Source organism: Pseudomonas sp. LBUM1662 (genome assembly GCF_059695915.1).
This window is the reverse complement of record NZ_CP166793.1, coordinates 5,016,557-5,042,055: the sequence shown is the minus strand read 5'-3', so window position 1 is coordinate 5,042,055 and position 25,499 is coordinate 5,016,557. Positions and strand designations below refer to the sequence as shown.

The window sequence follows — 25,499 nt, the reverse complement described above, 5'->3', positions numbered from 1 at the left end:
ATGCACATGAACGATCCGAAAGAGCCCACCTACGAGTCCATTCTGCTGCGGGTGTTATGGATGATCGTCTTCTTGCTGGTCTGGCAAGTGGCGCAGTTCATCCTCGGCGCGGTGGTGCTGGTGCAACTGATCTATCGTTTGATTTATGGCGCCCCGAGCGCCAGCCTGATGAACTTCGGCGACAGCCTGAGCCAGTTCCTGGCGCAGATCGGTCGTTTCGGCACCTTCCACAGCGACCAGAAACCCTGGCCGTTCGCCGACTGGCCGACGCCGCGTACTCCGGAAGGCGAAGCGCCGCACGCCGTGCCGCCAGCGCCGCATCCGGCCCGAGATGAGGAGCCGAAACTATGAAACTCTGGGTATTGCGTCATGGTGAAGCTGAACCTTACGGCTCGCGCCCAGACTCCGAGCGAGCATTGACTCCCCACGGTTGCGAAGAAGTGCTGCGCAGCGCAGCCGAGCTGATTGGGCAACCCATCACTGCGATCTATGCCAGCCCGTTTCTGCGAGCGCAGCAGACTGCGCAACTAGTCCGTGAAGCATTGGGTTTCGAACCGGAGATTCGCACTGTGGAGTGGCTTACCCCGGGAATCGACCCGGACAAGGTGGCCGAGCAGTTGGTGTCAGTGAGTAACGTCCTTTTGGTCAGCCACAATCCGCTGGTGGGTAACTTGCTCAGCTATCTGCAGCATGGCGCCGGATATCCACCGGAAAAGGTCAGTACTGCCGGTCTGGCCGAGCTAGAGGGCAATGAACTGTTGATTGGATCGATGAAGCTCAACGGCATCAAACATCCTTGAAGGCGAAAGATCGCAGCCTCGTTGCACTCGACAGCTCCTACAGGGTTTCGCTTACACCTGTAGGAGCTGTCGAGTGCAACGAGGCTGCGATCTTTTGATCTTGTTTTGCAATAAATAATCAACCAAGCAACCGCTTGGTTGACTACGCTTGCTCCAGACCAAAAATAAAGGAGCGAGTCGCATGTCTGCTGCTTTTCGTTTGCCGCTGGACGTCTTTTACGAGCGTGAAGCCCGTCATCCCCGCCAACGGTTTCTGGTCCAGCCTACCGGCGGCGGACAGGTCGAAACCCTGACCTGGGCCGATGTCGGCCATCAGGCGCGCTGCGCTGCGCACTGGCTGCGGGCCCGCGAACTGCCCCAAGGCAGCCACATCGCCCTGATCTCGAAAAACTGCGCCCACTGGATCATCGCCGACCTGGCGATCTGGATGGCCGGGCACGTTTCTGTGCCGCTGTACCCGAACCTCACCGCCGAATCCGTGGCGCAAGTGCTCGAACACTCTGAAGCCGCGCTGGCGTTTATCGGCAAGCTCGATGACTGGCCGGGCATGTCTCGCGGGGTCAGCGCCGATCTGCCGACCATCAGCCTGCCACTGCATCCGCCCGGCACTTTCGATTTCAGCTGGGCCGACCTGCAGCGCAGCTCACCGATCCAGGACGACCCCAAACCCGCCGCCGATCAACTGGCGACCATCATTTACACCTCCGGCACCACCGGGCTGCCCAAAGGCGTGATGCACAGCTTCGGCAATCTGGGTTTCGCCACCACGCGCGGCACGCAGTTGTTCGGCCTCAACGAGTCGGACCGACTGCTGTCTTATCTGCCGCTGTGCCACGTCGCCGAACGGATGTTCGTCGAGCTGGCGTCGATCTACACCGGGCAAACTGTGTTCTTTGCCGAAAGCCTCGACACCTTCCTCACCGATTTGCAGCGTGCGCGGCCGACCGCATTGTTTGGCGTGCCGCGGATCTGGACTAAATTCCAGATGGGCGTGTACAGCAAGATCCCGGCAAAACGCCTCGACTTTTTGCTCGGCCTGCCCTTCATCGGCAAGCGGGTCGGGCACAAAGTACTCGCCGGGTTGGGGCTGGATGCGTTGCGCGTGGCGTTGTCCGGGGCCGCGCCCGTGCCGCAGACCTTGTTGCTGTGGTACCGCAAACTGGGGCTGGATGTGCTGGAGGTCTACGGCATGACCGAGAGCTGCGGTTATTCCCACATCGGCCGCCCCGGGGAGAACAAACCCGGCTGGATCGGCAAGCCTTGCCCGGAAGTTGAAGTGCGGATCGCCGACTCCGGCGAAGTCATGGTACGCAGCGGTGCGACCATGCTCGGGTATTTCAAGGAGCCCGAGAAAACCGCTGAAACCATCACCGAGGACGGCTTCCTGCACACCGGTGACAAGGGCGAGCAAGATGCCGAAGGCAACCTGCGCCTGACCGGGCGGTTGAAGGAAATCTTCAAGACCAGCAAAGGCAAATACGTCGCCCCTGCACCGATCGAAAACCGGCTGGCGGTGCATTCGCGAATCGAACAGGTGTGCGTGGTCGGCGATGGTCTGATTGCACCGCTGGGGTTGTGCGTGCTGTCGGCCGCCGGTCAGCAGGACGCTGGCGGAACGGCGCGGGCAGGGCTGCATTCAAGCCTGGAAAAACTCCTGGAGGAGGTCAATGGCGTACTCGACAAACACGAACGCTTGCGCCGGTTAGTGGTGGTCAAGGACAGTTGGGCGGTGGAAAACGGCTTCCTGACGCCGACCCTGAAGATCAAGCGCAACGTGATCGAAGCGGCGTACGGCGCTCGCTTCGAAGAATGGAGCGAGCGCAGCGAGGCGGTGCTGTGGCAGGATTGAGCCACGAATAAAACCAACAAAGGAAAGCAACGATGAGTCTGTGGCGTACCACTCCCAACGTCGAGCAGTTGAACGCAATCCAGAAAAACACCATCGGCGAAGTGCTGGATATTCGCTTCGAAGCCTTTGATGAAGAGTCCCTGACCGCGAGCATGGTCATCGACCACCGTACGCATCAGCCTTACGGTTTGCTGCACGGCGGCGCCTCGGTGGTGCTGGCCGAGACGGTCGGTTCCATGGCCAGTTACCTGTGCATCGATGCCAGCAAGTTCTATTGCGTGGGTCTGGAAATCAACGCCAACCATTTGCGTGGATTGCGCAGCGGCCGGGTGACGGCGGTGGCCAAGCCGATTCACATCGGGCGCACGACCCATGTCTGGGATATTCGCTTGAGTAGCGATGAGGGCAAGGCCAGTTGTGTGTCGCGGTTGACCATGGCGGTTGTGCCGTTGGGGGAGAATCCGCCGGGGCGTTGATGTTTCAAGATCAAGAGATCGCAGCCTCGTTGCACTCGACAGCTCCTACAGGGTTTTCACATTCCTCTGTAGGAGCTGTCGAGTGCAACGAGGCTGCGATCTTTTGATCTTGGCGACATCTCCTACCACCATTCCTGGCAGTTATGGTCATTGCCGCAGGACGTCGTCTTGCGGACAATCACCCTTTGTTTTCGTTGATGGATCGACCGGTATGTCGCAACAGATATTTTTCGCCCACGCCAATGGGTTTCCTTCGGGCACCTACGGCAAGTTGTTCGCGGCGCTGGCGCCCGAGTATCAGGTGACGCATCTGGAACAGCACGCCCACGATCCGCGTTTTCCGGCGGACGACAATTGGCGCAACCTGGTGGATGAGCTGATCCATCACCTGGAACAACAACCGGAACCGGTCTGGGGCGTCGGCCATTCCTTCGGCGGCGTGCTGCACCTGCACGCGGCGTTACGTTGCCCTGAACTGTATCGCGGCGTGGTGATGCTCGATTCGCCAGTGCTGACCCGTGCCGATCAATGGGTCATCCGTGCCGCCAAGCGCTTTGGTTTCATCGACCGTCTGACCCCCGCTGGCCGCACGCTGGGGCGCCGGGAAGAGTTTGCCGACCTGGAAGCGGCGCGCCTGTATTTCGCGGGTAAAACTCTGTTTCGCAGCTTCGATCCGGAATGCTTCGACGCTTACCTGCAACACGGTTTGCAAAAAGTCGGCGACAAGCTGCGCCTGCGTTTCGACCCGGCCACGGAAATCAGCATCTACCGTGGCGTCCCGCACACCAGCCCAGGCCAGGCACGGCAGTTGAAAGTGCCACTGGCGGTGGTGCGCGGGCACAAGAGCCGGGTGGTGATGCGGCATCACGCAAGCTCCGTCGGGCGCATGCCGTTGGGTGAGTCCCTGACCATGCCCGGTGGCCACATGTTTCCCCTCGAACGTCCGCAAGACACCGCCACGCTGCTGAAAAACCTGTTCAGCCGCTGGGAAGGTCGTCGCCAGCAGGATTGCGCATGAGCCACGTCGTCGAAGAAGTTCGCCTGAGCCTGCCGCACATCGAACTGGCCGCGCATTTGTTCGGCCCCGAAGACGGCTTGCCGGTGATCGCCTTGCACGGCTGGCTGGACAACGCCAACAGCTTCGCCCGGCTGGCGCCAAAGCTCAAAGGCCTGCGCATCATCGCCCTGGACATGGCCGGTCACGGTCATTCCGGGCACCGCCCGACCGGTGCCGGCTACGCGATGTGGGACTACGCCCACGACGTGCTGCAAGTTGCCGAGCAGTTGGGGCTGAAGCGTTTTGCACTGATGGGGCACTCCATGGGGGCGATCGCTTCGTTGATCATCGCCGGGTCGATGCCGGAACGCGTCACGCACCTGGCGTTGATCGACGGCATCATTCCTCCTACAGACAAAGGCGAAAATGCCGCCGAACGCATGGGCATGGCCCTGCAAGCGCAGCTGGATTTGCGGGAAAAACGCAAACCGGTCTACAACACCCTCGACCGTGCCATCGAGGCCCGCATGAAAGGTTTGGTGGCGGTCAGTCGCGAAGCCGCCGAGCTGTTGGCCCAACGGGGTTTGATGCCGGTGCCGGGCGGTTACACCTGGCGCACCGACAACCGCCTTACGCTGCCATCGCCGCTGCGTCTGACCACCGAGCAGGCGATGGCCTTCGTCCAGCGAGTCACTTGTCCTGCGTTGTTGGTGGTTGCCGCTGACGGCATGCTCGCCAAACATCCCGAATTGCTGGAGCGTCTACCCTTTAGCCGTGAACAGCTGCCCGGCGGCCATCATTTGCACCTGAATGACGAACCCGGCGCCGACCTTGTCGCAGACTGTTTCAATAGGTTCTTCGCCGTTCCTTGACTTGCGCCGGGCAACTGTCGAGGCTGGGCGGGTTGAAATGGGAGACAACCATGATAGATCTCTACACCGCTGCGACCCCGAATGGCCACAAGGTCTCTATCGTGCTCGAGGAACTCGGCCTGCCCTACACGGTGCACGCCTTGAGTTTCGACAAAAAGGAACAGAAGTCACCGGACTTCCTCAAGATCAATCCCAATGGCCGGATTCCGGCGATTGTCGACCGCGCCAATGGCGATTTCGCCGTATTCGAATCCGGCGCCATCCTGATTTACCTCGCTGAACTGAGCGGCAAACTGCTGCCCAAGGACCCGAAAGGGCGCTCGGTCGTCCTGCAATGGCTGATGTTCCAGATGGGTGGGATCGGGCCGATGCAGGGCCAGGCCAACGTGTTTTTCCGCTACTTTCCGGAAAAGCTCCAGGGCGCCATCGACCGCTATCAGCATGAAACCCGTCGCCTCTATGAAGTACTCGACACGCGCCTGCAAGCCGTGGAGTTTCTGGCGGGCGAGTACAGCATTGCCGACATCGCCACCTATCCGTGGGTGCGTGGCCATGAGTGGTCCGGTGTCGAGGTCGAAGGTTTGCCGGCCTTGCAGCGCTGGATGGCGACCATGGAGGCACGTCCGGCGGTCCAGCGCGGTTTGCTGGTGCCCGAGCGCATCGATGATGCCAGTGTCGTCAAGGGTGCCCAGGCCATGCTGATCCGATGAGTCTATCCATGCGTTCATTCAGTGTGCTGGCGCTGTGTTGTTTCAGTCCCTTGTTGTTTGCCGCCGATGTCCCGGGCAGTCAGGACTTGCCGATCGTGCCGCGTCTGGCCGATGCGCAGATCGTCGACTATCGCCCGAGCGCCGAGCTTGAGCGAATCTACCCATTGGGCTCGATCCGTAAAATCAGCGGCCAGTTGCGCTTCGATGGTCAAGTCAGCGCGCGCGGGCAAACCACCTCGGTGACCTACGAACTACCGCCGGAGCATTCTTCCACAGAGGCGTTCACTGCCGCCCGTGAAGCGTTGCAGAAGCAGGGCGCCGAGTTGCTGTTCTGGTGCCAGGCGCGCGATTGCGGCGAAAGCAGCCTGTGGGCCAATGAAGTGTTCACCAACGCCAAGCTCTATGGCGCCGATGATCAGCAGGCGTATTTGCTGCTGCGCCTGGCGGCGCCAAAGGACAACACGCTCGTCGCGCTTTACAGCATCACTCGCGGTAATCGCAAAGCCTACCTGCACGTCGAACAGTTCGACGCAGCAGCGCCGCTGGGTGATTTGCTGCCGACGTCCGCGACCTTGCTGCGAGAGCTGAAAAGTACCGGTGAACTCGATTTCCCCACATTGAATGCCGATCCGGATGCCGCCTGGTTGCGTTTGCTTTCTCGCGGGTTGAACCTCGACACAACCTTGCGGGTCAGTGTTTCCGGGCCGAATGCCGAAGCCTGGCGCCAGGCGCTGATCGGGCAGGGCGTGCGGGCGGCGCGAATGGAAGCCGGCAGCACCGAAAGCCCTGGCCTGCACATCGAACTGTTGCGATAAGCTTCATCAGGTGAACGCGGCTGGCGCGTTCGCCTGTTCTTTGTTGACTGATTTTTTCGAGAACCTACATGCTCAATAACGATCGGCTGTTGGTGCAGATCCTGCTCCTGGTGCTGTTTGGCGCGAGCCTCTGGGTGATGGCGCCGTTCTGGTCGGCCTTGTTCTGGGGCGCGGTGCTGGCGTTTGCCAGTTGGCCGCTGATGCGGTTGTTGACCCGCTGGCTCAATGGCCGCGAATCCCTGGCCGCGCTGGTGCTGACGGTGGGCTGGATGTTGCTGGTGGCGGTGCCGCTGGTCTGGCTCGGGTTCAACCTGGCGGACCACGTGCGGGACGCCACGGCGCTCATCAAGGATGTGCAGATGGATGGTTTGCCGGAAGCGCCGACCTGGCTGGGCGGTGTTCCCTTGGTGGGCGAGCGGTTGGTGGTGATCTGGAACAGCATCGATCAGCAAGGCGCCGCGATGATGGTGGCGATCAAACCTTATCTGGGCCAGGTCGGCAACTGGTTGCTGGCACGCAGCGCGCAGATCGGCGGCGGCATTCTCGAGCTGACGTTGAGCATTGTCTTCGTGTTCTTTTTCTACCGCGACGGGCCACGGTTGGCGGCGTTTGTCCATGGCCTGCTGCAGCGGCTGATTGGTGATCGCGCCGGTTACTACATCGAACTCGTGGCCGGGACTGTGCAGCGAGTGGTGAACGGGGTGATCGGCACGGCGGCGGCGCAGGCGGTCCTCGCGTTGATCGGGTTCCTGATTGCCGGGGTGCCCGGGGCGCTGGTGCTGGGCATCGTGACCTTCATGCTCAGCCTGATTCCGATGGGGCCACCGTTGGTGTGGATTCCGGCCACCGCGTGGCTGGCCTGGAAAGGCGAGTACGGGATGGCAGTGTTCCTCGGGTGCTGGGGCACGTTCATCATCAGCGGCGTCGACAACGTGCTCAAGCCGTATCTGATCAGCCGGGGCGGGAATTTACCGTTGGTGATTGTGTTGTTGGGCGTGTTTGGCGGGTTGATTGCGTTTGGGTTTATCGGGCTGTTTATCGGGCCGACGTTGCTGGCGGTTGCATACAGTCTGTTGACGGACTGGAGCAAGAGTCATGCGCGGGTAGAAGATCGCCGGCCCTAAGATTTTCGGTGGGGCTGAGGGCCTCTTCGCGGGCAAGCCTCGCTCCTACAGGTCATATGTCGGACGCACCGTCCGTGCACGACGTCGAACCTGTAGGAGCGAGGCTTGCCCGCGAAGCTTTTGACTCAGGTCGATACGTTCAGGTACTTGCCCACGCTCGCCACGTTATCAAGCGAATACTGCTTGCTCAGGTTGGCGATCATTTTGTTCAGCGCTTCATTGACGTTGAACTGAGCGGTGGAGCTGTCGCTGGTTTTCTCTCGACCCGCTTGCAACGCCGCTTTCAGTTCATCGCTGCTGACCCCGCCACTGCTGTCGCTGTCCAGCACCTTGAGCAGCGCGGCGCTGTTGTCGGTGCTGGTTGATGAGGTGCTGTTTGCCTGCAACGCGCTGCTCAATTCGGTGGCGGTTACGCTGCCATCGCTGTCCGTATCGAGCTGGCTGAACAATTCTTCGCTGGACACCTGCTGTGGTGGCGGTGGCGGCGGGGCGAGGCTGGCGGCGAGTTCGTCCTTGCTGACGGTGCCGTCCTGGTTCTTGTCCAGCGCCGAGAAGATTTCTGTGCTGTCGGCACTGCTGCCAGCGTTGCTCAGACCGTTGCTCAATTCGTCGCTGCTGATGGCGCCGTCACCGTCGGCGTCCAGGGCGCTGATCAGTGCGTCGGCCAGTTCAGTGTTCGGAGCCTGGTCATGTGGCGGTGGCGGAGGGGGCGCCATCGCGGCCATTTCTTCGCTACTCAGGCTGCCGCTGTCGTCACTGTCCAGATCGCCAAAGTTCTTGCTCAGGCTAACCAGAAGACCGTCGTCGGTTTTCTGCGACAGGGCGCTTTTGAGCTCGTCCTGATCCACCGCGCCGTCGCTGTTGCTGTCGAGTTTGGCGAACAGCTCTTTCTGGAATTGCTGACTGCGGGCACTGTTGGTTGAGGTGCTGCTGGTGCTGGTATAGCTCGTGTAATTGCTGACGCTACCAATCATTGGACTCACTCCCTGGAATGGAAAACCGGCGGGTGCACCGGCTTATGCAGCGTCAAGGGGCAAGGTGTCGTGGGTGTGTGAGGTTTGTACCGAGTGGCACACAAGTCCCCGGCCAGATTCGGATCTTGTGGGAGCGGGCTTGCTCGCGAAGAGGGAGTGTCAGTCGACATTGATATTGACTGACACACCCTCTTCGCGAGCAAGCCCGCTCCCACAATGGATTTGGGGGTGGTTCAGGTGCGGGGCAGGCGGATGACGGCGGTCAGGCCGCCGCCGGGGGTTTCTTCCAAGCTCAACTGCCCACCCAGCCGTTCCGCCGCTTCGCGAGCAATGGTCATGCCCAGGCCGACGCCGCCCGAGTTGCGGTTGCGCGAACCCTCCAGCCGAAAGAACGGCTCGAACACCGCTTCACGTTTGTCCGCCGCAATACCCGGACCGTGGTCGATGACTCGGATCACCAGTTGCTCGCGGTTGTCTTCGAGGGTGATCCGCGCATGCCCGGCATAGCGCAGGGCGTTATCCAGCAGATTATTGATGCACGAGCGCAAGGCCATCGGCTGCACTTGCAGCGGCGTGCAGTGGCCGCTGGCCTGGACGTCGGCGCCCTGGTCCTGGGCGTTTTCACTCAAGGATTCCACCAGCGCCTGCACATCCATCCATTGCCCGGCTTCGCTGGTGCGCTGTTCGTGCAAATAGGTGAGGGTGGCGTCGAGCATGCTGATCATGTCGTCCAGGTCCTGGCGCATCTGGCCCTGCAGCTTGTCGTCCTCGATCTGCTCCAGCCGCAGTTTGAGGCGAGAGAGCGGTGTGCGCAGGTCGTGGGACACCGCGCCGAGCATCCGCGAGCGCTGCTGCACCTGTTCGATAATGCGTTTCTGCATCAGGTTAAAGGTGTGGGCCGCCTGCCGCGCTTCCCGTGGGCCGGACTCACCCAGCGGCGGACTGTCGAGGTTTTCGCTCAAGCGCTCGGCGGCGTCACTCAAGCGCTGGATCGGCCGGCTGAGCAGTTTGGCGCCGTACCAGGCGGCGATGATCAGCGAGACAAACTGGAACGTCAGCGGCACTAACGGTCCGCCAAACCATGGCCGCGGTGGCCGGTTTTCGAAGCGCGGGTCCATCGGTGGACGCTGTCCATCCATGCCTTCGGAAAACTCCGGTGGCGGCGGTGGCGGCGGGGGGCCGTAATGATGAAACCAGGCAAACGCCAACAGGTGCGCGAGGATGATCGCCAGCAGCAGCACGCCAAACAGGCGGCCGAACAGCGTATCGAAGCGCGCCCGCATCAGCCGATGTCTCTCGCGTCGAACAGGTAACCCTCACCGCGAACGGTCTTGATCAACTGCGGGGCTTTCGGGTCATCGCCGAGCTTCTGGCGCAGGCGCGAGACCAGCAGGTCGATGCTGCGATCAAACGCTTCAATCGAACGACCACGGGCGGCGTCCAGCAGTTGTTCGCGGCTGAGCACCCGACGCGGACGTTCGATGAACACCCAGAGCAGGCGGAATTCGGCGTTGGACAGCGGCACCACCAGGCCATCGGCGGCGATCAATTGGCGCAGCACGCTGTTCAGGCGCCAGTTGTCGAAGCGAATATTCGCACGCTGTTCGGTACGATCGTCGCGCACTCGACGCAGAATGGTCTGAATCCGCGCGACCAGTTCTCGCGGTTCGAAGGGCTTGGCCATGTAGTCGTCGGCGCCCAGTTCCAGGCCGATGATCCGGTCGGTCGGTTCGCAGCGGGCGGTGAGCATCAGGATCGGAATGTCCGACTCGGCCCGCAGCCATCGGCACAGCGACAACCCGTCTTCGCCGGGCAGCATCAGGTCGAGCACCACCACGTCGAAATGCTCCGCTTGCAGCGCCAGGCGCATGGCGGCGCCATCGGTGACGCCGCTGGCGTGAATGTTGAAGCGGGCCAGATAGTCGATCATCAGTTCGCGGATCGGGACGTCATCGTCGACGATCAGGGCGCGAATGCTCCAGCGTTTGTCGTCAGCGGGTGCTTTTTGATCGTCGTTCAGAGGTGCTGGGGTGCTGTGCATGCGTGCGTTCATCTGCCAGGTAGGCTGCCAACCACAAAGATGGGCTGCGAGGTTGTGGTTCCAGCATAGGCGTCCAGCCCGCAGGCTGGAAGTGCTGTAAGGACGTGTTGCGGCTGCCGAGGGTAGTGAGCAAGGATGTTGTGGGCGTGTCGTGTGTGTATCGAACTCGACACAATCGGTGCAGGGGCTAGGCTTGCTTGAGTCTTCGGGACGATTTACCGATCATCGGGTCCCGCAGTGGCGCTGGTTCCGCTACAATGCGCGCCGATTTCGTCCTGCCTGAGAGCCCGCACATGTCCGTCTGCCAGACTCCTATCATCGTCGCCCTGGATTTCCCCACCCGTGACGCCGCACTGAAGCTGGCCGACCAGTTGGATCCGAAGCTGTGCCGGGTCAAAGTAGGCAAGGAACTGTTCACCAGCTGCGCCTCGGAAATCGTCGGCACCCTGCGTGACAAGGGTTTCGAAGTGTTCCTGGACCTCAAGTTCCACGACATCCCGAACACCACCGCCATGGCGGTAAAGGCTGCGGCGGAAATGGGCGTGTGGATGGTCAATGTGCATTGCTCCGGCGGTCTGCGCATGATGGCTGCCTGCCGCGAAGTGCTCGATCAGCGTACCGGCCCCAAACCGCTGTTGATCGGCGTGACCGTGCTGACCAGTATGGAGCGTGAAGATCTGGCTGGTATCGGCCTGGACATCGAGCCGCAGGAGCAGGTGCTGCGCTTGGCTGCACTGGCGGAAAAAGCCGGAATGGACGGTCTGGTGTGCTCGGCCCTGGAAGCCCAGGCCCTGAAATCGGCGCACCCGTCGCTGCAACTGGTGACCCCGGGGATCCGCCCGGCGGGCAGCGCCCAGGACGATCAGCGCCGTATCCTGACCCCGCGTCAGGCGCTGGATGCCGGTTCCGATTACCTGGTGATTGGTCGCCCGATCAGCCAGGCGGCGGATCCGGCCAAGGCGTTGGCTGCCGTAGTCGCCGAACTGGCTTAAGCGGCGACTGCTCAAACCATTCGCGGGCAAGCCTCGCTCCTACAAGGGCACCACCGTACCTGTAGGAGCGAGGCTTGCCCGCGAAGCTTTTAAACCTTCAGAACCAACTTCCCGAAATTCTCGCCGCTGAACAACTTCATCAGCGTCTCCGGGAACGTCTCCAGCCCTTCAACAATGTCTTCCTTGCTCTTGAGCTGCCCCTTGGCCATCCAGCCGGCCATTTCCTGCCCGGCGGCGGCGAACTGCGCGGCGTAATCCATCACCACGAAGCCTTCCATCCGTGCGCGGTTGACCAGTAACGACAGGTAGTTGGCCGGGCCTTTGACCGCTTCTTTGTTGTTGTACTGGCTGATCGCGCCGCAGATCACCACACGCGCTTTCATGGCCAGGCGACCCAGCACCGCGTCTAGAATATCGCCGCCGACGTTATCGAAATACACATCGACACCTTTCGGGCATTCACGCTTGAGGCCGGCATGCACGTCTTCGTTCTTGTAGTCGATGGCGCCATCAAACCCCAGTTCGTCGATCAGGAATTTGCACTTGTCTGCGCCGCCCGCAATGCCGATCACGCGGCAGCCTTTGATCTTGGCGATCTGCCCGGCAATGCTGCCGACTGCACCGGCCGCACCCGACAGCACCACGGTGTCACCTTCCTTCGGTGCGCCGACATCGAGCAGCGCGAAGTAGGCGGTCATCCCGGTCATGCCCAGCGCGGACAGGTAACGCGGCAGCGGTGCCAGTGTCGGATCGACCTTGTAGAAACCTCGCGGTTCGCCGAGGAAGTAATCCTGCACGCCCAAGGCCCCGTTGACGTAATCCCCAACCGCGAAGCCGGGATTGTTCGAGGCAATGACTTTGCCTACACCCAATGCGCGCATGACTTCGCCGATACCGACCGGCGGAATGTAGGATTTGCCCTCGTTCATCCAGCCACGCATGGCCGGGTCCAGGGACAGGTATTCGTTTTTGACCAGGATCTGACCCGCAGCCGGTTCGCCGACTGGCACTTCTTGATAGGTAAAGGTCTCGCGGGTAGCCGCGCCCACCGGACGTTTGGCGAGCAGGAACTGGCGATTGGTCTGGGAAGTCATGACAGGCACTCAAGATGAATGAAGCTTTGTTGATAGCCCTTCATGATCGATGCCGCAAGTTTGGCTGATGCGGCGAATGCACGTCGATCCAGTGCAGTGATAGTCAGTGCCGCCGTTCTATCACTGCAACTCATGGTTGCCCAACCGGGCTTCTGATAGTGCTGCCGTGTCACCTGCCCCTGTGGCTAGACTGGGAACACGCGATCCCCCGCATTCTTCTCTTTGAGGGCATAACAATGAGCATGACGTTTTCCGGCCAGGTCGCAGTGGTGACCGGCGCAGCCAACGGTATCGGCCGCGCGACCGCCCAGGCATTCGCCGCTGAAGGGTTGAAAGTGGTGGTGGCCGACATGGACACGGCCGGGGGCGAAGGCACTGTGGCACTGATTCGTACGGCGGGTGGCGAAGCGACCTTCGTGCGGTGCAACGTCACGCTGGAAAGCGATGTAAAAAATCTGATGGACGAGGTGGTGAATACCTACGGCCGTCTGGACTATGCCTTCAACAATGCCGGCATCGAAATCGAGAAAGGCAAACTGGCGGAAGGCACGATCGATGAGTTCGACGCGATCATGGGCGTCAACGTCAAAGGCGTCTGGCTGTGCATGAAGTACCAGTTGCCGTTGCTGCTGGCCCAGGGCGGCGGCGCGATCGTCAACACCGCTTCCGTGGCGGGTCTCGGTGCGGCGCCGAAGATGAGCATCTATGCGGCTTCCAAACACGCGGTGATCGGTCTGACCAAGTCCGCGGCGATCGAATACGCCAAGAAGAAGATTCGTGTGAACGCGGTCTGCCCGGCGGTGATCGACACCGACATGTTCCGTCGTGCCTATGAAGCGGACCCGAAGAAGGGCGAGTTTGCTAACGCCATGCACCCGGTCGGCCGCATCGGCAAGGTCGAGGAAATCGCCAGCGCGGTGTTGTACCTGTGCAGCGATGGTGCGGCATTCACCACGGGTCACTCCCTGGCCGTGGACGGTGGTGTCACGGCGTTCTGACAAACAAGGTTTTGCAGCGTAGGAAAAAGCCCGCATCCATGCGGGCTTTTTCATGGTTCCGTGAAAGCGGCGAACATTGTGTTTCAAAGGGTTAGAACCGAGGGTTTTGGCGGCGTTGTCGCACATCCGATCCAGCAGACCTGTGATTAACTGTTTCCCGCAAATGGACAGGAGTTTGCTTGCTCATGGAATTGAGAATCGATCGACAGGCATTGGTGCCGGTCGTGCAGCAAATCGTCGACGCGTTGGCCGTCTGGCTCCGTCAGAGCGAGGTGCTGCCAGGAACGCGTTTACCTTCTGCGCGGCACATCGCGCGGGTCAATCTGCTCAGTCAATCCAGCGTCGTCGAAGCCTGTGAGCGGCTGGTGACTCAAGGCATTCTGGCCTCGCGGCATGGCGCCGGTTTCATTGTCGCCACGCCGGCGGTGGCCGTTTCGGAACAGCAGGATTGCCCTTGGTTCGAAGGGGCGGAAGTGCAGCAGGGCGGGCTCTCGGGCGAACTCAAGCTGGGCTGTGGTGGGTTGCCCGAAAGCTGGCGCGAAACGGACGACCTGAGCTACGCGATTCGTCAGGTCAGCCGCACCGACATGGCCGGTTTGTTCAACTACAGCACGTCACGGGGTTTGCCTGCCTTGCGCCTGCAGTTTCTCAAACGCCTTGGACAGCTCGGTATCGAGGTGGACGAAAATCGTATCCTGACCACTGCAGGTGCCAGTCAGGGGCTCGACCTGATCGTGCGCACCTTGCTCAAACCGGGTGATTGCGTGGTGGTGGAAAGCCCGGGGTATCCACTATTGTTTGACCTGCTCAGATTGCACGGCGTGACGATGATCGAGGTGTCGCGCACCCCGCGAGGGCCCGATACGGCGCAACTTGAAGCCCTATTGGTGAAACACAGGCCCCGCGCGTTGTTCATCAACAGCTTTTATCACAACCCGACGGGCAGCTGCCTGACGCCCGCAGTGGCGCAAGAGGTTTTGCATCTGACCAAAACCCATGGCGTGCTGGTGGTTGAAGATGACGTCTATGCGGATTTGCACGGCGGCCCCGGTACTCGCCTCGCTGCGTTGGGTATCGATGACAACGTGATCTACGTCGGCAGCTACTCGAAAACCCTCAGCAGTTCATTGCGTGTCGGCTTCGTCGTGGCCAATGAAGGGGTTATATCGCGACTGGCCGAGGTCAAGATGATCAGCAGCATGGGCGCCTCAAGGTTCTGCGAGTCGGTGCTGGCTTGCCTGTTGGCCAGCGGCGCGTACCGCAAATTGGTCCAGCGTCAGCGCCAGCGTTTGAACATGGACAGGGAGGCAGCGCTGCAAGTGCTCGAAGACGCCGAATGGGAGGTTTTCGGCAAGCCGGCCGGCGGCCTGTTCATCTGGGCGCGATCGCGCATGTCCGACTACGCTCAGGTGCGCAAACAGGCCCGGCGCTTCGGTGTGCTGCTGTCTTCTGCCACGGCCTTCAGTCCAGGGGGACAGGCCAGTGACTGGCAGCGCATCAACGTGGCTTATGCCTGCGATCCTCGTGCACGGGCTTTTTTTCAGGCAACCGCTGCGAATCGACCTAAAACGTTCTGAAAACGACGTGAGCGTAGCTTTTTGCCATTATTCCGACGCCAGAGACTTGTGCTGGCGTATGCCCATTGCGAATCTGCGTCAACAGACTATGTCAGGGGACTAAGTGCAATGATTTCGGCCGTGCAAGGACGTTTTGCCAACCTCGGTATGGCAAAAAAAATGGGTGTCGGGTTTGTATTGGTGCTGCTGCTGACGGCCCTGGTGGCAGCCATCGGCGTTTGGTCCCTGCAAACCATCAGTCATCGCTTCGACGGGCTCAAGCAGATGTCGTCGCTCAACAGCGGTTTGCTCAAGGTGCGACTGCTTGAGCAGGAGTACGCCCTGCACGGCAACCCGAAAACCGTCGATGCCCTGCACGAGGGCGTGGACGGCCTGATCGCCCTGGCGACGCAGCTCAAGGCTGAGTCAGCGGCCAACGTGCCGGTGATGAATGACGTCGAGCAGTCCCTGGGGGCTTATCGCAAGGCGTTCGACGAGTTCGTCTCGCTGAGCCAGGCCAAGGACCTGGCCCTGGAAATGGCCAGTTGGTCGGTGTCCAGCGTGGCCAATAACCTTGATGTCCTGCAAGCGGGACTTGCCGATGACGGCGCCTATACCTTGAAGGAATCCGAAGGCAAGGACGGTGGGCAGTTCATCGAGCAAGCCAATCAGGTCAGCCAGGTTTCACGGCTGATGTTGCAGGCCATGAACGAAGCGCGTATGCGTCTGGACCAGAGCCGCAAGGGCGATGACAGCGCTGGACAGGGCAAGATCGAGCAGGCTGATCAGGCGCAGGTTCAGGCCGAGCAGTTGAAAACCACGGTCAAGGATGAGGGCTATCAGACCGTTCTCAATGAAGTGGCGGGTCACATCAACAGTTTCAGCGAGAAACTGGCCGAGTACACCGGTCTGCTGGCCCAGGAAAAAACCGTCTACGAGCAGTTGCACCAGCGTGCTGCGCAAGTGGTGGAGCGTGTCGATCAGGCCTATGTAGCCGAAGACCAGTCGATGCAGGCCGAGTTGAAAAAGAACTCGATGCTGATCATCGGCTCTTCAGCGCTGGCGTTGCTGGTCGGGTTGATTGCGGCGTGGGTGATTACCCGGTTGATCGTGGCACCGCTGCGCAGTGTGATCCGTGTTGCGCAGCAGATTGCTGCGGGTGATTTGAGTGCGACGGTTGAAGTGACGCGCCGTGACGAGATCGGCCAGTTGATGCAGGCCATGCAACAGATGGGAGCGGGGTTGAGCACTATCGTCAGCGGTTTGCAGGCCGGCATCGAGCAATTGGCGAGTTCGGCGCATTCGTTGTCGGCGGTGACCGAGCAGACCAACCTGGAGGTCAGCAGCCAGAAGGAAGAAACCGAGCAGGTCGCTACGGCGATGAATCAGATGACGGCAACGGTGCACGATGTTGCGCGTAACGCGGAGGAAGCCGCTCAGGCGGCGCAAACCGCGGACGGTAAGGTTGAAAGTGGTCAGCAGGTGGTGCGTCAGAGCATGGCGCGGATCGAGCAGTTGGCGGACTCGGCGACGTCGGCCAGTTCGAGCATCGAGAGCTTGAGTGCGGAAATCCAGAACATCGGCACGGTGTTGAGTGTGATCAAGAGCGTCGCCGAGCAAACCAATCTGTTGGCGCTGAATGCGGCCATCGAGGCGGCACGGGCTGGCGAGCAGGGCAGGGGTTTTGCGGTTGTGGCGGATGAGGTTCGGGCGCTGGCCAAGCGTACTCAGCAATCGACCGAGGAGATTGAGCGTCTGGTGAGTGCCTTGCGCTCGGCAGCGCAGTCGTCGGTGCAGCAGATTCAGAACAGTGGTGAGTTGGTGAAGCTGGCGGTGAGTGATGCGTTGCAGACTGAGAGTGCGCTGGGGAGTATTGCGGCGGCGGTGTCGTTGATTCAGCAGATGAACCAGCAGATTGCGGCGGCAGCGGAGGAGCAGAGTTCGGTGGCCGAGGAGATTAATCGCAGTGTGACGAGTATCCGTGCGAGTGCGGATCAGTCTTCGTTGGCGATGCAGGGGAATGCGGCGTCGAGTATTGAGCTGGCGCAGTTGGGGGTTGAGTTGAAGGGGATGGTCGGGCACTTTCGGCTCTGATCTGCTACCCACAGCTACTGTAGGAGCGAGGCTTGCCCGCGAAGGCGGCCTGATAGCCGACCATGTTCTTTCAGGTGTACATATCCATTTCTGCGGTAACGGCGGCTTGCGGTTTCGCTCTTACAGCGACTCCCTTTGGCAAACGCCCCAAAGGAAGCAAAGGTCTTCGCCCCAAGCGTCCGGCCCCTCGCTAAGGCTCGGCGTTCCTTCGCTCCGGTATCCATCCGGGGACACTGCCCTACGGTCTGCTTCGCGACGACCTGCATGCAGCGTGTTCGACTGCGTCGAACGGCGCTGCGCGCCACTCCCCGGATGAACACCTCCACTCAGCCTCCCGATATAGGGCGGGCAGATCAAGATCAAGAGCTGCAGGCGAGCTAACGCTCGGCCTGTTGAGTGGTGAAAAGCTTCGGGTGTTCACCGCCCCTGTAGGAGCTGTCGAGTGCAACGAGGCTGCGATCTTTTGATCTTGACCTTGACCTTGGCGGCCCGCCAGCCGACCAATCTCTCTCAGATGTACTCATCCCCTTGTGAGAGCTGGCCTGCCGGCGATGGCGGCCTGCCAGCCAACCCATCTTCCCCGGCAGTACTCACCCACCAAATCCAACTCAAAAAAAAACCACCTCGCGGTGGCTTCTTTTTGCTCTCCTGATCAGTCGTAGATCACTTTTTTCTTCCAGTCCGCATCAGCTTCTACTTCCTTGAGGCCGGCGTTCAACTGGTTGGTCTCGCTTTCAACGGCAGCGATGTTGTCCATCACCATGGCGTTGGCGCGGGCCAGGAGTTTTTCCAGGTATTCGAGCTGTTCGGCGTAGACCTGCGGTTCCTGCTGTTTACGCAGGTATTGCACGCCGCGTTCGAAGGCGAGGCGGGCCTGGCCTGGCTGGTTTTGTTGCAGGCAGTGCTGGCCGAGGTTGTTGAAGAACTCGATGTGCAGCAGCACCAGAATGTGGCGCACTTCGCGGATCCAGCGCTTGGCTTCGTTGGTCGGCAGGTAGCCGTCCTGCGCTGCGCGGGTGATTTGGCCGTGCAGGGCTTCGAGCAGGAAACGCACGTCCTTGGCCTTGGCTTCGGTCTGGATCGGTGCCGGCGGGTTGTTGACCGGGATCGATTCACCCTGAGCGGCCAGGGCTTCCAGTTCGGTGATCCGCGCCCTGAGGTTGGAGCTGGTTTTTTCCAGGTTAAGCAAACGCTGGCAGACGTTGAGTTCCAGACGGGTCAACAGCAGTTTGAGCGCCGGTGTCATCAGCTGGCCGGGGAAGGTCTCGGTGATTTCGCCGCAGCGACGCAAGCGGTCGTTGAGTTCAACCTTGGTACGGGCCTTTTCCAGCTTGTTGTTTTCCACCACATGGTTCATGTAGCCAATGGCGATCAATAGTGCGATCCCGGCTACGACTAGCAGGGTGATCATGAGTGGTGTCACCGGTAAGACCTCTTTATAGGGTTCGCGATCGAGTGTAGTGGCTTGGCATTTGGGCGCATAGGGCCGCTCGACGAGTTGAATCGGTTGTGGCTGTCTTTATATCGGCCGTGGTTCGACATATATAAATGCTGGCAAAGGTGGATCACATTGCCATCATCTTCGGCGGCGGACTATAACGTCTTGGTGGTTGCCAGAATATAGTCGCCAAAGGTCAACAGGCGGAAAAGCCGGAATACCTGCTGAAAGCGGGGCGAAGTCATTGATTTAAATAAATTTATATCTGGGGGTTGACGACCCTTCAATCCATCCATAGAATGCGCGCCACTTACAGCGTAAAGCACACAGCGAAACGCGGTAGGAAGTGAATGTTGTACGTGTGTCCCCTTCGTCTAGTGGCCTAGGACACCGCCCTTTCACGGCGGTAACAGGGGTTCGAGTCCCCTAGGGGACGCCAATGCGGGAATAGCTCAGTTGGTAGAGCACGACCTTGCCAAGGTCGGGGTCGCGAGTTCGAGTCTCGTTTCCCGCTCCAATTTTAAGCAGCGTTGCTTTCGGGCAGGGCTGAGTGAAGCCAGAGCCGACATCTTCGGATGCGGATTTGGGCACTGAAATACACACCATGTGTTTCAGTTAGCGTGTCCCCTTCGTCTAGTGGCCTAGGACACCGCCCTTTCACGGCGGTAACAGGGGTTCGAGTCCCCTAGGGGACGCCATTTGCGGGAATAGCTCAGTTGGTAGAGCACGACCTTGCCAAGGTCGGGGTCGCGAGTTCGAGTCTCGTTTCCCGCTCCATATTTAACGAAAACGCCGCTCAGCAATGAGCGGCGTTTTTGTTTGTGCGTGATCCATAAAAAAGGACCTCAAGGTCCTTTTTTTGTGGGTGCTGGAATCTAGACGATGAACGCATCGGACCCGCCAGAACAGCGGGCCCGACAAAGCGATCAGAGTTTCGGCAACTGCCCGATGCGCCCCATCATCTCCGTCACGATCTGCAGGTCCAGCAGGAACTGGTCGACCGTCTTGAACTCATTGTCGGTATGGCCTGTGTACTTGACCTCAGGTCGGGCCAGGCCGAATTGCACGCCATTAGGCAGTTCGTGCACCGAGGTGGCGCCAGCGGAGGTGCCGTACTTGTGTTCCATGCCCAGGTTTTCGCTGGCCACGGCGAGCAAGGCCTTGACCCATTCACCTTCTGGATTGCGGTACATCGGTTCGGCGATCGAGTAGTCGAAGGCCACCGCAACGTCGGTCTTCTTGCTCCAGGCGTCCAGCTTGTCGGCGATTTCGGCCTTGAGGGTTTCCGGGGACTTGCCCTTCGGCACCCGCAGGTTGACCGCGAGCTTGAAGGTTTTGTCATCCATGGCGACATAGGTCAGGGAAGCGGTCAGCGGTCCCATGAAGGCATCGGAAAAACCAACCCCCAATTTGCCACCCAGGTAATCCAGGCCCCAGTTGTCCGCCGCATAACGGGCGGCGTCGGTGATGTGGTTGTGCTTGAGCGCGACCTTGCCGTCCAGTCTATTGATGAAAACCAACATTCTAGCCACCGGGTTGACGCCGGACTCTGGCTCGGAGGAGTGGGCGGAAACGCCGGTGACCGTCAGCTTGACGTCCATGCCATCGACCTTGGCGGTGACGTCGAAGTTGCCGCCATTGCTTTTGGCATAATCGGCGCCGGCCTTCTGCAGGCTGGCGGCCAATTCAGCAGGTTTCTCAGTCAAAAGGGTGACGACCGATGTCGACGGAATCTGGTTGGTGGCCATGCCGCCGGTCATCGAGATGATTTCGGCGCCCGTGCCCTCAGCCTTGCGCTTGGCAAAGTTGGCCATCACGGTGCCATAGCCTTTCTCGGCAATCACCACCGGGTAGCCACCATCCAGCGCCAGGTTGTAGTTGGGCGTCGGGTTGTGTTCGAAGTAATAAGGGATGGCGTCGCCGGTGGTTTCTTCAGTGGTGTCGACCAGCAGCTTGAAATTTCGCGCCAGTGGCAGCTTCTCTTCCTTGATGATCTTCATTGCATAAAGCGCCACCACGATGCCGTTCTTGTCATCCTCGGTGCCGCGGCCATACATGCGGTCACCGATCAGGGTGACCTTGAACGGATCGAGTTTGGTGCCGTCTTTCAGGACCCAGTTCTCCGGCGTCACCGGCACTACGTCGGCATGCGCATGAATGCCCACGACTTCATCGCTGCTGCCTTCAAGGGAGATTTCATAGACGCGATTGTCGATGTTGCGGAAGTTCAGGTTGAACCCCTGGGCCAGACCCTTGATCTTCTCGGCGATCTTGATGAATTCGGGATTGTCGTGCTGGTCAACGCCGTCCACGCGGAAAGTCGGGATGGCCACCAGCTCGCGCAAGGTCTCGGTGGCAGCGGCGCCGTATTTAACCCGTGCGTAGAGGCCAAGCAGGCGATGGATTTCGTTCTGCTGTTCTGGCGTAAGGGTCTTGTTGTCGAGGAAGGCGCTGATGGCCGGGCCGAGCTTGGCGGTTTTGCCGAGGTCGCTCTTGGCCAGACCTCCCAGGAACTGCCTGAAATCCGTAACCGATTTGTCACTGAAGGTTTTGAGGATCGCCGCGCTCTGTTGCTGCGTGATGTTGGCGTGCGCTGTCAGGGTGAACGACGAAAGGCTGGCCAGAATCAGGGTTGACGCAGCCAGGTGCTTGAGTGAGAAATTCATTGCTGAGGGCATTCCTTTGCAGGCAGTTTGTGAGAAGTTTCTGATCGATAAGACAGAAACGTTTCCAACCTAACACTGTAACGGAGTGTTGCGGGAGCCCTGAAGTGGGATCTGTCGCACAGAAATGCGAAAGCGGCGCAGAAATGAAAAAGGCCCGTCAGTCTGACTGAACGGGCCTTTTGCGTTTCAGGTGGTTTTACATCGACAGGATCAGGCGTCCGGCGAACAGGATCAGAATCACCCCCATGGTGCGTTCGAACCAATGCCCCATGCGCATGAACAGCAATCGCACCCGGGCGCTGGAAAAGAACAACGCGACGATCACAAACCACAGCGCGTTCACAAAACACATCCACACCCCATACAGCGCCTGGATCTTCAAGGGTGTGGTGGCGCTGATGATCGTGGTGAAAATCGCCAGGAAAAACAGCGTTGCCTTGGGGTTGGTCGCGTTGGTCAGAAAACCGGTGGTGAACGCCTTCAGCAGCGTTTGCTCGACGACCGGCTCATCGCTGACTTTTTCACCTTCAAGCACCGACTTGGGTTTACTGCGCAGCAAGCTGACACCGAGGTACAAAATGTAAGCGCCGCCCACCACCTTGGCCACGGTCAACAACCAGGGCGTCGTGTGCATCAACGCGCCGACGCCAAGCAGGGTGTAAAGCACATGCACGGAAATCCCCGCACCGATGCCCAGGGCCGTGCAGATCCCGACCAGTCGGCCGAAACGCACACTCTGGCGGATGGTGACCGCGAAGTCCGGTCCCGGTGCAACTACAGCCAGAAAGTGAATGGTCGCCAGCGCCAGGAACTCGCCCAGGTAATTCGAAAGCATTTCAACTCCAGAAAGTAAGGGGTGAAGCATTGCCGCGATAGCCGACAAAGAACGAAAGGCTCAACCGCGGATCCGCCACGCCCGGCGTTACCGAGTGCATGCAGCGCGAATTGAACATGATGAAATCCCCCGGCTCAGGACGAATCTCCAGGGTCGGAGTGCCGAGCAGGGCCGGGTCGATGCCGTAGCTGTCGCCACGCATTTCATCGAATTGATCCGGAGAAATGTCGTGGTCCCACATCTGCAGCGCGCCGCCCTCGGTCGGCATGTTCAGGTAAACATTGCAGGCGAACTGCGCTTCCAGGCTTCTGGCCTGGTAACTGTCGGGGGCGTCCTTGGCGAAAATGTCGTGATGGGCGAGGAAGCACACACCCGGTTTCACCACGCGGGACAGCCCGACATACATTTTGCGTCCGTAGAGATTCTCCAGATGCGCACCTGCCGGCCAGGACTCATCGAGCATGCAGCGCAGGGTGTCGACCGGGGACGAGTAGGGGGCGCATCGTTTACGCAACTCCGCGATGTTGCGCGAGGCATGCTCGAAATAATCTTCGATCAGCAGCGGCTGGTTTTCCGCCTCATAAAACGCCATGCCGATGCGACCGATGCTCGGCGCATTGATATAGCCTTCGAAACCCGGAGCGAGGATCTTGTCGCCAATCTGAATCGCCAGCGGCTGGGGCAGCAGGCCTTTGACGCGGATGGCGAGGACTTCTTCGTTGGCCAGTTTTTTTATGCACGTCTCATCGAGACGCTCGACGTCAAGCATCATGTCTTAGGTCCATCTATCAGATAGTCAACAGAACCCGCGAACGCGGGCTCCCCCGGGCGTCAGGCGATGACGGGGACGCCATCGCCCGAAAGCTCAATCCACGCTGTAGTGGACTGACAGCGTTCCCTTTTTCAGTGAAAGGGAAGCGATCGTGACCGTGCCCAAATCCTTCAGGCTACGTACATGGGTGCCGCCGCAGCCGTAGGCGGGCAGTTCACCGAAACCAATTTCCCGGGCGCCTTCGCGCATCGACGTCAGACGTGGCAGATCCTGGGCAACCCATTGCTCGATGGCGTGCTGAATCATCTCGGCCTCGACCTCTTTTGCCGACTCTGCCGGTTTGAATTGCACGCGTCCTTCGCCCGGCCAGTGATGAGCCTTGATCGGCATCCAGCCTAGCGCCTGGACAAAATGGCCGATCAGGTGACCGGCCGAATGCATGCGCGAATTGAACTGGCGACGTTGCTCGTCAACCCGAATCTGCGTCATGCCGAGCTTCACCGGTTGGTCGACAAAATGAATGATCCGGTCCGGGTCCTGCACCACGCGCAGGACCTGGCTTTCGCCGATCCAGCCGGTATCGCAAGGCTGACCGCCACCTTGAGGGTGAAACAAGGTGGCGCGCAGCACCACCGCAAACTCGTTCTCCTGGGGCGTGCAATCCAGGACTTCCACATTGGCCTTGAGGTCATCACTATGGAAAAAGAGGCGAAGCGTCATATTCCATGTCCTCATTAAAGTTTCTGTTTTTATTATATGAAGCGTGGAATTGCGTGATAATCCGTTCAAACATCAAAGGACTGTTGCGCTGTGAGCATAAATCTTCCACTGCCGTTGCTGGGTGAAATGGCGATCTTCGTCAAGGTTGTCGAGACCGGCAGCTTTTCCGAAGCGGCCCGCCAGCTGGGGTCTTCACCCTCGGCGGTGAGTCGCAGCATTTCTCGTCTGGAAAAGGCGCTGGCCACGCGTTTACTGCAGCGAACCACGCGCAAACTGCGCTTGAGTGACGGTGGCGAAGAGGTGTTCAAGCGCTGCCAGGAGATGGTCAGTGCGGCCAAGTCGGTGATGGAAATCAGCGGGCAGTTCACCCATGAAGCGGAAGGGCTGATAAGGGTCAGCGTGCCCAAGGCGGTCGGTCGATTTGTGATTCACCCGCATATGCCGGAATTTCTGCGCCGTTATCCCAAAGTGGATGTGGAACTGTTGCTTGAGGACCGGCAGGTGGACCTGATCGACGACCACGTTGATCTGGCGATCCGTATCACCGATCGACCACCCGCCGGGTTGGTCGGGCGGCAATTGCTGACCATCGACCATTTGCTCTGCGCTACGCCGCAATACCTGGCCGAACATGGCACGCCGACGCATCCCCATGACTTGCTCAACCACAGCTGCATCTACCTGGGCGAAACCCCGAGCGATGCGCGCTGGAAATTCAAGAAAGGCACCAAGGCTGTGACGGTCGGTGTCCGCGGCCGGTATGCGGCGAATCACACGGGCGTGCGACTGGGCGCAGTGTTGCAGCACATCGGGATTGGCAGCCTGCCGTATTTCACGGCGCGTTATGCGCTGGAACAGGGGTTGATTGTGCAGGTGTTGCCGGACTGGACCTTCCTTGCGTCCTACCACGGCGGCGCCTGGTTGCTGCATTCGCCGACACGCTATTTACCGCCGAAGTTGCGGGTGTTTATTGATTATCTGGTGGAGTGCCTGGAGAAGGAGCCGACCCTGAGCAAGCCGGGGAAGCTGGGTAAGGTCGCGGCGGAATATGAGTTGCCCGAGAGTGATGGGTTGCTTTAAGGGACGCCTTCGCGGGCAAGTCGGATCGCCGCACCGCTCGCTCCTACAGGGATCGCGGACAACCTGTAGGAGCGAGGCTTGCCCGCGAAGGCGTCCTCGGAAATGCTACAAAAAAAAGGCCCGCATGAATAACCATGCGGGCCTTTAGCATTTCCAGCCGGGAATCAGTGCTTCGGCTCGTCGTTCGACATCGCCAGCAGCTGTTTTTCCTGATTCCAGTCGAACGGTTCGTCGTTCTGTTCGGCTTCGAAGCGACGTTCTTCCAGTGCCTGGTACAAGTCGATTTCATCATCGGGCATGTAATGCAGGCAGTCGCCGGCGAAGTACCACAGCAGGTCGCGCGGGACCAGGTGGGCAATTTGCGGGTAGCGGGTGATTACCTGGCACAGAATGTCCTGGCCCAGGTATTGGCTTTCGATCGGGTCGACCGGCAGCAATGCACGCAGTTCGTCGAAACGCTCCAGAAACAAGGCATGGCTTTCTTCGGGAACCTGTTCGGCCTCACCTACGGCGACCAGTATGCTGCGCAGGTGGTCGAGCAAGACAAGATGATCGGCAACGACGTTGGACACGAGATAAGTCCTCAAGAGCAAAAC

At 59.9% G+C, this 25,499-nt stretch carries 24 protein-coding genes, 4 tRNA genes and 1 pseudogene; 19 read left to right on the top strand and 10 right to left on the bottom strand.

Annotated elements, in window-relative coordinates; all coding sequences use genetic code 11:
• Nucleotides 1–6 precede the first annotated feature (6 nt).
• The 9 genes from ACA049_RS22795 to ACA049_RS22755 all read left to right on the top strand — a co-directional run bounded on the left by ACA049_RS22795 (nucleotide 7) and on the right by ACA049_RS22755 (nucleotide 7,643).
• The gene (locus ACA049_RS22795; protein ID WP_109633920.1) at nucleotides 7–351 is read left to right on the top strand and encodes a DUF4389 domain-containing protein; all 345 of its coding nucleotides are present in this window, start codon (nucleotides 7–9) and stop codon (nucleotides 349–351) included.
• Nucleotides 348–800, top strand: coding sequence for a phosphohistidine phosphatase SixA (sixA, locus tag ACA049_RS22790; RefSeq protein ID WP_497330027.1), 453 nt, complete (start codon nucleotides 348–350; stop codon nucleotides 798–800). Before ACA049_RS22795 ends, sixA begins: the two co-directional genes overlap by 4 nt.
• Before the next feature lie 181 nt (nucleotides 801–981).
• Nucleotides 982–2,649, top strand: coding sequence for an AMP-binding protein (locus tag ACA049_RS22785; protein ID WP_497330025.1), 1,668 nt, complete (start codon nucleotides 982–984; stop codon nucleotides 2,647–2,649).
• Nucleotides 2,650–2,681: 32 nt separating this feature from the next.
• On the top strand, nucleotides 2,682–3,125 hold the full coding sequence (locus tag ACA049_RS22780) for a hotdog fold thioesterase (RefSeq protein WP_497330023.1): 444 nt from the start codon (nucleotides 2,682–2,684) through the stop codon (nucleotides 3,123–3,125).
• A gap of 211 nt (nucleotides 3,126–3,336) precedes the next feature.
• The gene (locus ACA049_RS22775) at nucleotides 3,337–4,143 is read left to right on the top strand and encodes an alpha/beta fold hydrolase (protein ID WP_497330021.1); all 807 of its coding nucleotides are present in this window, start codon (nucleotides 3,337–3,339) and stop codon (nucleotides 4,141–4,143) included.
• Entirely contained in the window at nucleotides 4,140–4,994 is an 855-nt protein-coding gene (locus ACA049_RS22770; RefSeq protein ID WP_497330019.1) for an alpha/beta hydrolase, read from the top strand. Before ACA049_RS22775 ends, ACA049_RS22770 begins: the two co-directional genes overlap by 4 nt.
• A gap of 50 nt (nucleotides 4,995–5,044) precedes the next feature.
• On the top strand, nucleotides 5,045–5,704 hold the full coding sequence (locus ACA049_RS22765) for a glutathione S-transferase family protein (protein ID WP_438661991.1): 660 nt from the start codon (nucleotides 5,045–5,047) through the stop codon (nucleotides 5,702–5,704).
• An 8-nt stretch (nucleotides 5,705–5,712) separates the two neighbouring features.
• Nucleotides 5,713–6,519, top strand: coding sequence for a DUF4892 domain-containing protein (locus tag ACA049_RS22760; protein ID WP_497330017.1), 807 nt, complete (start codon nucleotides 5,713–5,715; stop codon nucleotides 6,517–6,519).
• Between the two features lie 68 nt (nucleotides 6,520–6,587).
• A complete protein-coding gene (locus ACA049_RS22755; protein WP_497330015.1) occupies nucleotides 6,588–7,643 on the top strand; it encodes an AI-2E family transporter in 1,056 nt (351 codons plus the stop codon).
• Between the two features lie 125 nt (nucleotides 7,644–7,768).
• Here ACA049_RS22755 and xopAW read toward each other — a convergent pair whose 3' ends face one another.
• The 3 genes from xopAW to ACA049_RS22740 form a co-directional block, all read right to left on the bottom strand.
• Nucleotides 7,769–8,617: a XopAW family type III secretion system calcium-binding effector gene (gene xopAW, locus ACA049_RS22750; RefSeq protein WP_497330013.1), complete on the bottom strand. Its 849-nt coding sequence runs from the start codon at nucleotides 8,615–8,617 to the stop codon at nucleotides 7,769–7,771.
• Nucleotides 8,618–8,850: 233 nt separating this feature from the next.
• Nucleotides 8,851–9,900, bottom strand: a complete 1,050-nt coding sequence (locus ACA049_RS22745; protein WP_497330011.1) for a sensor histidine kinase — start codon at nucleotides 9,898–9,900, stop codon at nucleotides 8,851–8,853.
• On the bottom strand, nucleotides 9,900–10,658 hold the full coding sequence (locus tag ACA049_RS22740) for a response regulator (RefSeq protein WP_077749216.1): 759 nt from the start codon (nucleotides 10,656–10,658) through the stop codon (nucleotides 9,900–9,902). Before ACA049_RS22740 ends, ACA049_RS22745 begins: the two co-directional genes overlap by 1 nt.
• 293 nt (nucleotides 10,659–10,951) lie before the next feature.
• On the opposite strand from ACA049_RS22740, the gene pyrF reads away from it, so the two are divergent.
• The gene (gene pyrF / locus ACA049_RS22735; RefSeq protein WP_027924005.1) at nucleotides 10,952–11,650 is read left to right on the top strand and encodes an orotidine-5'-phosphate decarboxylase; all 699 of its coding nucleotides are present in this window, start codon (nucleotides 10,952–10,954) and stop codon (nucleotides 11,648–11,650) included.
• A gap of 89 nt (nucleotides 11,651–11,739) precedes the next feature.
• Here pyrF and ACA049_RS22730 read toward each other — a convergent pair whose 3' ends face one another.
• Nucleotides 11,740–12,744, bottom strand: a complete 1,005-nt coding sequence (locus ACA049_RS22730) for an NADP-dependent oxidoreductase (RefSeq protein WP_497330009.1) — start codon at nucleotides 12,742–12,744, stop codon at nucleotides 11,740–11,742.
• A gap of 236 nt (nucleotides 12,745–12,980) precedes the next feature.
• Here ACA049_RS22730 and ACA049_RS22725 point away from each other — a divergent pair, with 236 nt between their 5' ends.
• The 4 genes and pseudogenes from ACA049_RS22725 (at nucleotide 12,981) to ACA049_RS22710 (ending at nucleotide 17,392) form a co-directional block, all read left to right on the top strand.
• Nucleotides 12,981–13,742 (top strand): SDR family oxidoreductase, encoded by a 762-nt coding sequence (locus ACA049_RS22725; protein ID WP_461991780.1) that lies wholly within the window; start codon nucleotides 12,981–12,983, stop codon nucleotides 13,740–13,742.
• 185 nt (nucleotides 13,743–13,927) lie between these two features.
• Complete coding sequence (locus ACA049_RS22720; protein WP_497330007.1) at nucleotides 13,928–15,319, top strand: aminotransferase-like domain-containing protein; 1,392 nt, start codon at nucleotides 13,928–13,930, stop codon at nucleotides 15,317–15,319.
• 108 nt (nucleotides 15,320–15,427) lie between these two features.
• Nucleotides 15,428–16,531 (top strand): annotated as a pseudogene (locus tag ACA049_RS22715) (HAMP domain-containing protein); the annotation flags it as partial.
• Nucleotides 16,511–17,392: a methyl-accepting chemotaxis protein gene (locus tag ACA049_RS22710; RefSeq protein ID WP_497336948.1), complete on the top strand. Its 882-nt coding sequence runs from the start codon at nucleotides 16,511–16,513 to the stop codon at nucleotides 17,390–17,392. The pseudogene ACA049_RS22715 and the gene ACA049_RS22710, both read left to right, overlap by 21 nt.
• A 652-nt stretch (nucleotides 17,393–18,044) precedes the next feature.
• Here the strand turns inward: ACA049_RS22710 and ACA049_RS22705 are convergent.
• On the bottom strand, nucleotides 18,045–18,815 hold the full coding sequence (locus ACA049_RS22705; RefSeq protein WP_497330005.1) for a hypothetical protein: 771 nt from the start codon (nucleotides 18,813–18,815) through the stop codon (nucleotides 18,045–18,047).
• Between the two features lie 378 nt (nucleotides 18,816–19,193).
• Between ACA049_RS22705 and ACA049_RS22700 the strand changes: the two genes are divergently transcribed.
• From ACA049_RS22700 to ACA049_RS22685, 4 genes are all read left to right on the top strand, one after another.
• Nucleotides 19,194–19,269: transfer RNA gene (locus ACA049_RS22700), tRNA-Glu, on the top strand.
• A gap of 2 nt (nucleotides 19,270–19,271) precedes the next feature.
• Nucleotides 19,272–19,347: transfer RNA gene (locus tag ACA049_RS22695), tRNA-Gly, on the top strand.
• A gap of 105 nt (nucleotides 19,348–19,452) precedes the next feature.
• Nucleotides 19,453–19,528 (top strand) — tRNA-Glu (locus ACA049_RS22690).
• Between the two features lie 3 nt (nucleotides 19,529–19,531).
• A tRNA-Gly gene (locus tag ACA049_RS22685) sits at nucleotides 19,532–19,607 on the top strand.
• A 149-nt stretch (nucleotides 19,608–19,756) separates the two neighbouring features.
• On the opposite strand, the gene ACA049_RS22680 is transcribed toward ACA049_RS22685, so the two are convergent.
• The 4 genes from ACA049_RS22680 to ACA049_RS22665 all read right to left on the bottom strand — a co-directional run bounded on the left by ACA049_RS22680 (nucleotide 19,757) and on the right by ACA049_RS22665 (nucleotide 23,823).
• Complete coding sequence (locus ACA049_RS22680) at nucleotides 19,757–21,496, bottom strand: dipeptidase (RefSeq protein WP_497330003.1); 1,740 nt, start codon at nucleotides 21,494–21,496, stop codon at nucleotides 19,757–19,759.
• Between the two features lie 196 nt (nucleotides 21,497–21,692).
• Nucleotides 21,693–22,331, bottom strand: a complete 639-nt coding sequence (locus ACA049_RS22675; protein WP_497330001.1) for a LysE family translocator — start codon at nucleotides 22,329–22,331, stop codon at nucleotides 21,693–21,695.
• Between the two features lies 1 nt (nucleotide 22,332).
• The gene (locus tag ACA049_RS22670; protein WP_497329999.1) at nucleotides 22,333–23,103 is read right to left on the bottom strand and encodes a 2OG-Fe(II) oxygenase; all 771 of its coding nucleotides are present in this window, start codon (nucleotides 23,101–23,103) and stop codon (nucleotides 22,333–22,335) included.
• Between the two features lie 93 nt (nucleotides 23,104–23,196).
• The gene (locus ACA049_RS22665; protein ID WP_497329997.1) at nucleotides 23,197–23,823 is read right to left on the bottom strand and encodes an alanyl-tRNA editing protein; all 627 of its coding nucleotides are present in this window, start codon (nucleotides 23,821–23,823) and stop codon (nucleotides 23,197–23,199) included.
• Nucleotides 23,824–23,913: 90 nt separating this feature from the next.
• Here ACA049_RS22665 and ACA049_RS22660 point away from each other — a divergent pair, with 90 nt between their 5' ends.
• Nucleotides 23,914–24,903, top strand: coding sequence for a LysR family transcriptional regulator (locus ACA049_RS22660; RefSeq protein ID WP_497329995.1), 990 nt, complete (start codon nucleotides 23,914–23,916; stop codon nucleotides 24,901–24,903).
• A 164-nt stretch (nucleotides 24,904–25,067) separates the two neighbouring features.
• Here the strand turns inward: ACA049_RS22660 and ACA049_RS22655 are convergent, their stop codons facing one another.
• A complete protein-coding gene (locus tag ACA049_RS22655; protein WP_010461909.1) occupies nucleotides 25,068–25,475 on the bottom strand; it encodes a PA2817 family protein in 408 nt (135 codons plus the stop codon).
• Between the last annotated feature and the right edge of the window lie 24 nt (nucleotides 25,476–25,499).

Bases quoted from the DNA above. Each gene is read 5' to 3' on its own strand.
- ACA049_RS22710 (WP_497336948.1), top strand. From the start codon at position 16,511: ATGCAGGCCATGCAACAGATGGGAGCGGGGTTGAGCACTATCGTCAGC.
- ACA049_RS22785 (WP_497330025.1), top strand. From the start codon at position 982: ATGTCTGCTGCTTTTCGTTTGCCGCTGGACGTCTTTTACGAGCGTGAA.
- ACA049_RS22725 (WP_461991780.1), top strand. From the start codon at position 12,981: ATGAGCATGACGTTTTCCGGCCAGGTCGCAGTGGTGACCGGCGCAGCC.
- ACA049_RS22765 (WP_438661991.1), top strand. From the start codon at position 5,045: ATGATAGATCTCTACACCGCTGCGACCCCGAATGGCCACAAGGTCTCT.
- ACA049_RS22745 (WP_497330011.1), bottom strand. From the start codon at position 9,900: ATGCGGGCGCGCTTCGATACGCTGTTCGGCCGCCTGTTTGGCGTGCTG.
- ACA049_RS22675 (WP_497330001.1), bottom strand. From the start codon at position 22,331: ATGCTTTCGAATTACCTGGGCGAGTTCCTGGCGCTGGCGACCATTCAC.
- ACA049_RS22720 (WP_497330007.1), top strand. From the start codon at position 13,928: ATGGAATTGAGAATCGATCGACAGGCATTGGTGCCGGTCGTGCAGCAA.
- xopAW (WP_497330013.1), bottom strand. From the start codon at position 8,617: ATGATTGGTAGCGTCAGCAATTACACGAGCTATACCAGCACCAGCAGC.
- ACA049_RS22780 (WP_497330023.1), top strand. From the start codon at position 2,682: ATGAGTCTGTGGCGTACCACTCCCAACGTCGAGCAGTTGAACGCAATC.
- ACA049_RS22755 (WP_497330015.1), top strand. From the start codon at position 6,588: ATGCTCAATAACGATCGGCTGTTGGTGCAGATCCTGCTCCTGGTGCTG.
- sixA (WP_497330027.1), top strand. From the start codon at position 348: ATGAAACTCTGGGTATTGCGTCATGGTGAAGCTGAACCTTACGGCTCG.
- ACA049_RS22795 (WP_109633920.1), top strand. From the start codon at position 7: ATGAACGATCCGAAAGAGCCCACCTACGAGTCCATTCTGCTGCGGGTG.
- ACA049_RS22730 (WP_497330009.1), bottom strand. From the start codon at position 12,744: ATGACTTCCCAGACCAATCGCCAGTTCCTGCTCGCCAAACGTCCGGTG.
- ACA049_RS22740 (WP_077749216.1), bottom strand. From the start codon at position 10,658: ATGCACAGCACCCCAGCACCTCTGAACGACGATCAAAAAGCACCCGCT.
- ACA049_RS22760 (WP_497330017.1), top strand. From the start codon at position 5,713: ATGCGTTCATTCAGTGTGCTGGCGCTGTGTTGTTTCAGTCCCTTGTTG.
- ACA049_RS22775 (WP_497330021.1), top strand. From the start codon at position 3,337: ATGTCGCAACAGATATTTTTCGCCCACGCCAATGGGTTTCCTTCGGGC.
- ACA049_RS22670 (WP_497329999.1), bottom strand. From the start codon at position 23,103: ATGATGCTTGACGTCGAGCGTCTCGATGAGACGTGCATAAAAAAACTG.
- ACA049_RS22665 (WP_497329997.1), bottom strand. From the start codon at position 23,823: ATGACGCTTCGCCTCTTTTTCCATAGTGATGACCTCAAGGCCAATGTG.
- ACA049_RS22680 (WP_497330003.1), bottom strand. From the start codon at position 21,496: ATGAATTTCTCACTCAAGCACCTGGCTGCGTCAACCCTGATTCTGGCC.
- pyrF (WP_027924005.1), top strand. From the start codon at position 10,952: ATGTCCGTCTGCCAGACTCCTATCATCGTCGCCCTGGATTTCCCCACC.
- ACA049_RS22770 (WP_497330019.1), top strand. From the start codon at position 4,140: ATGAGCCACGTCGTCGAAGAAGTTCGCCTGAGCCTGCCGCACATCGAA.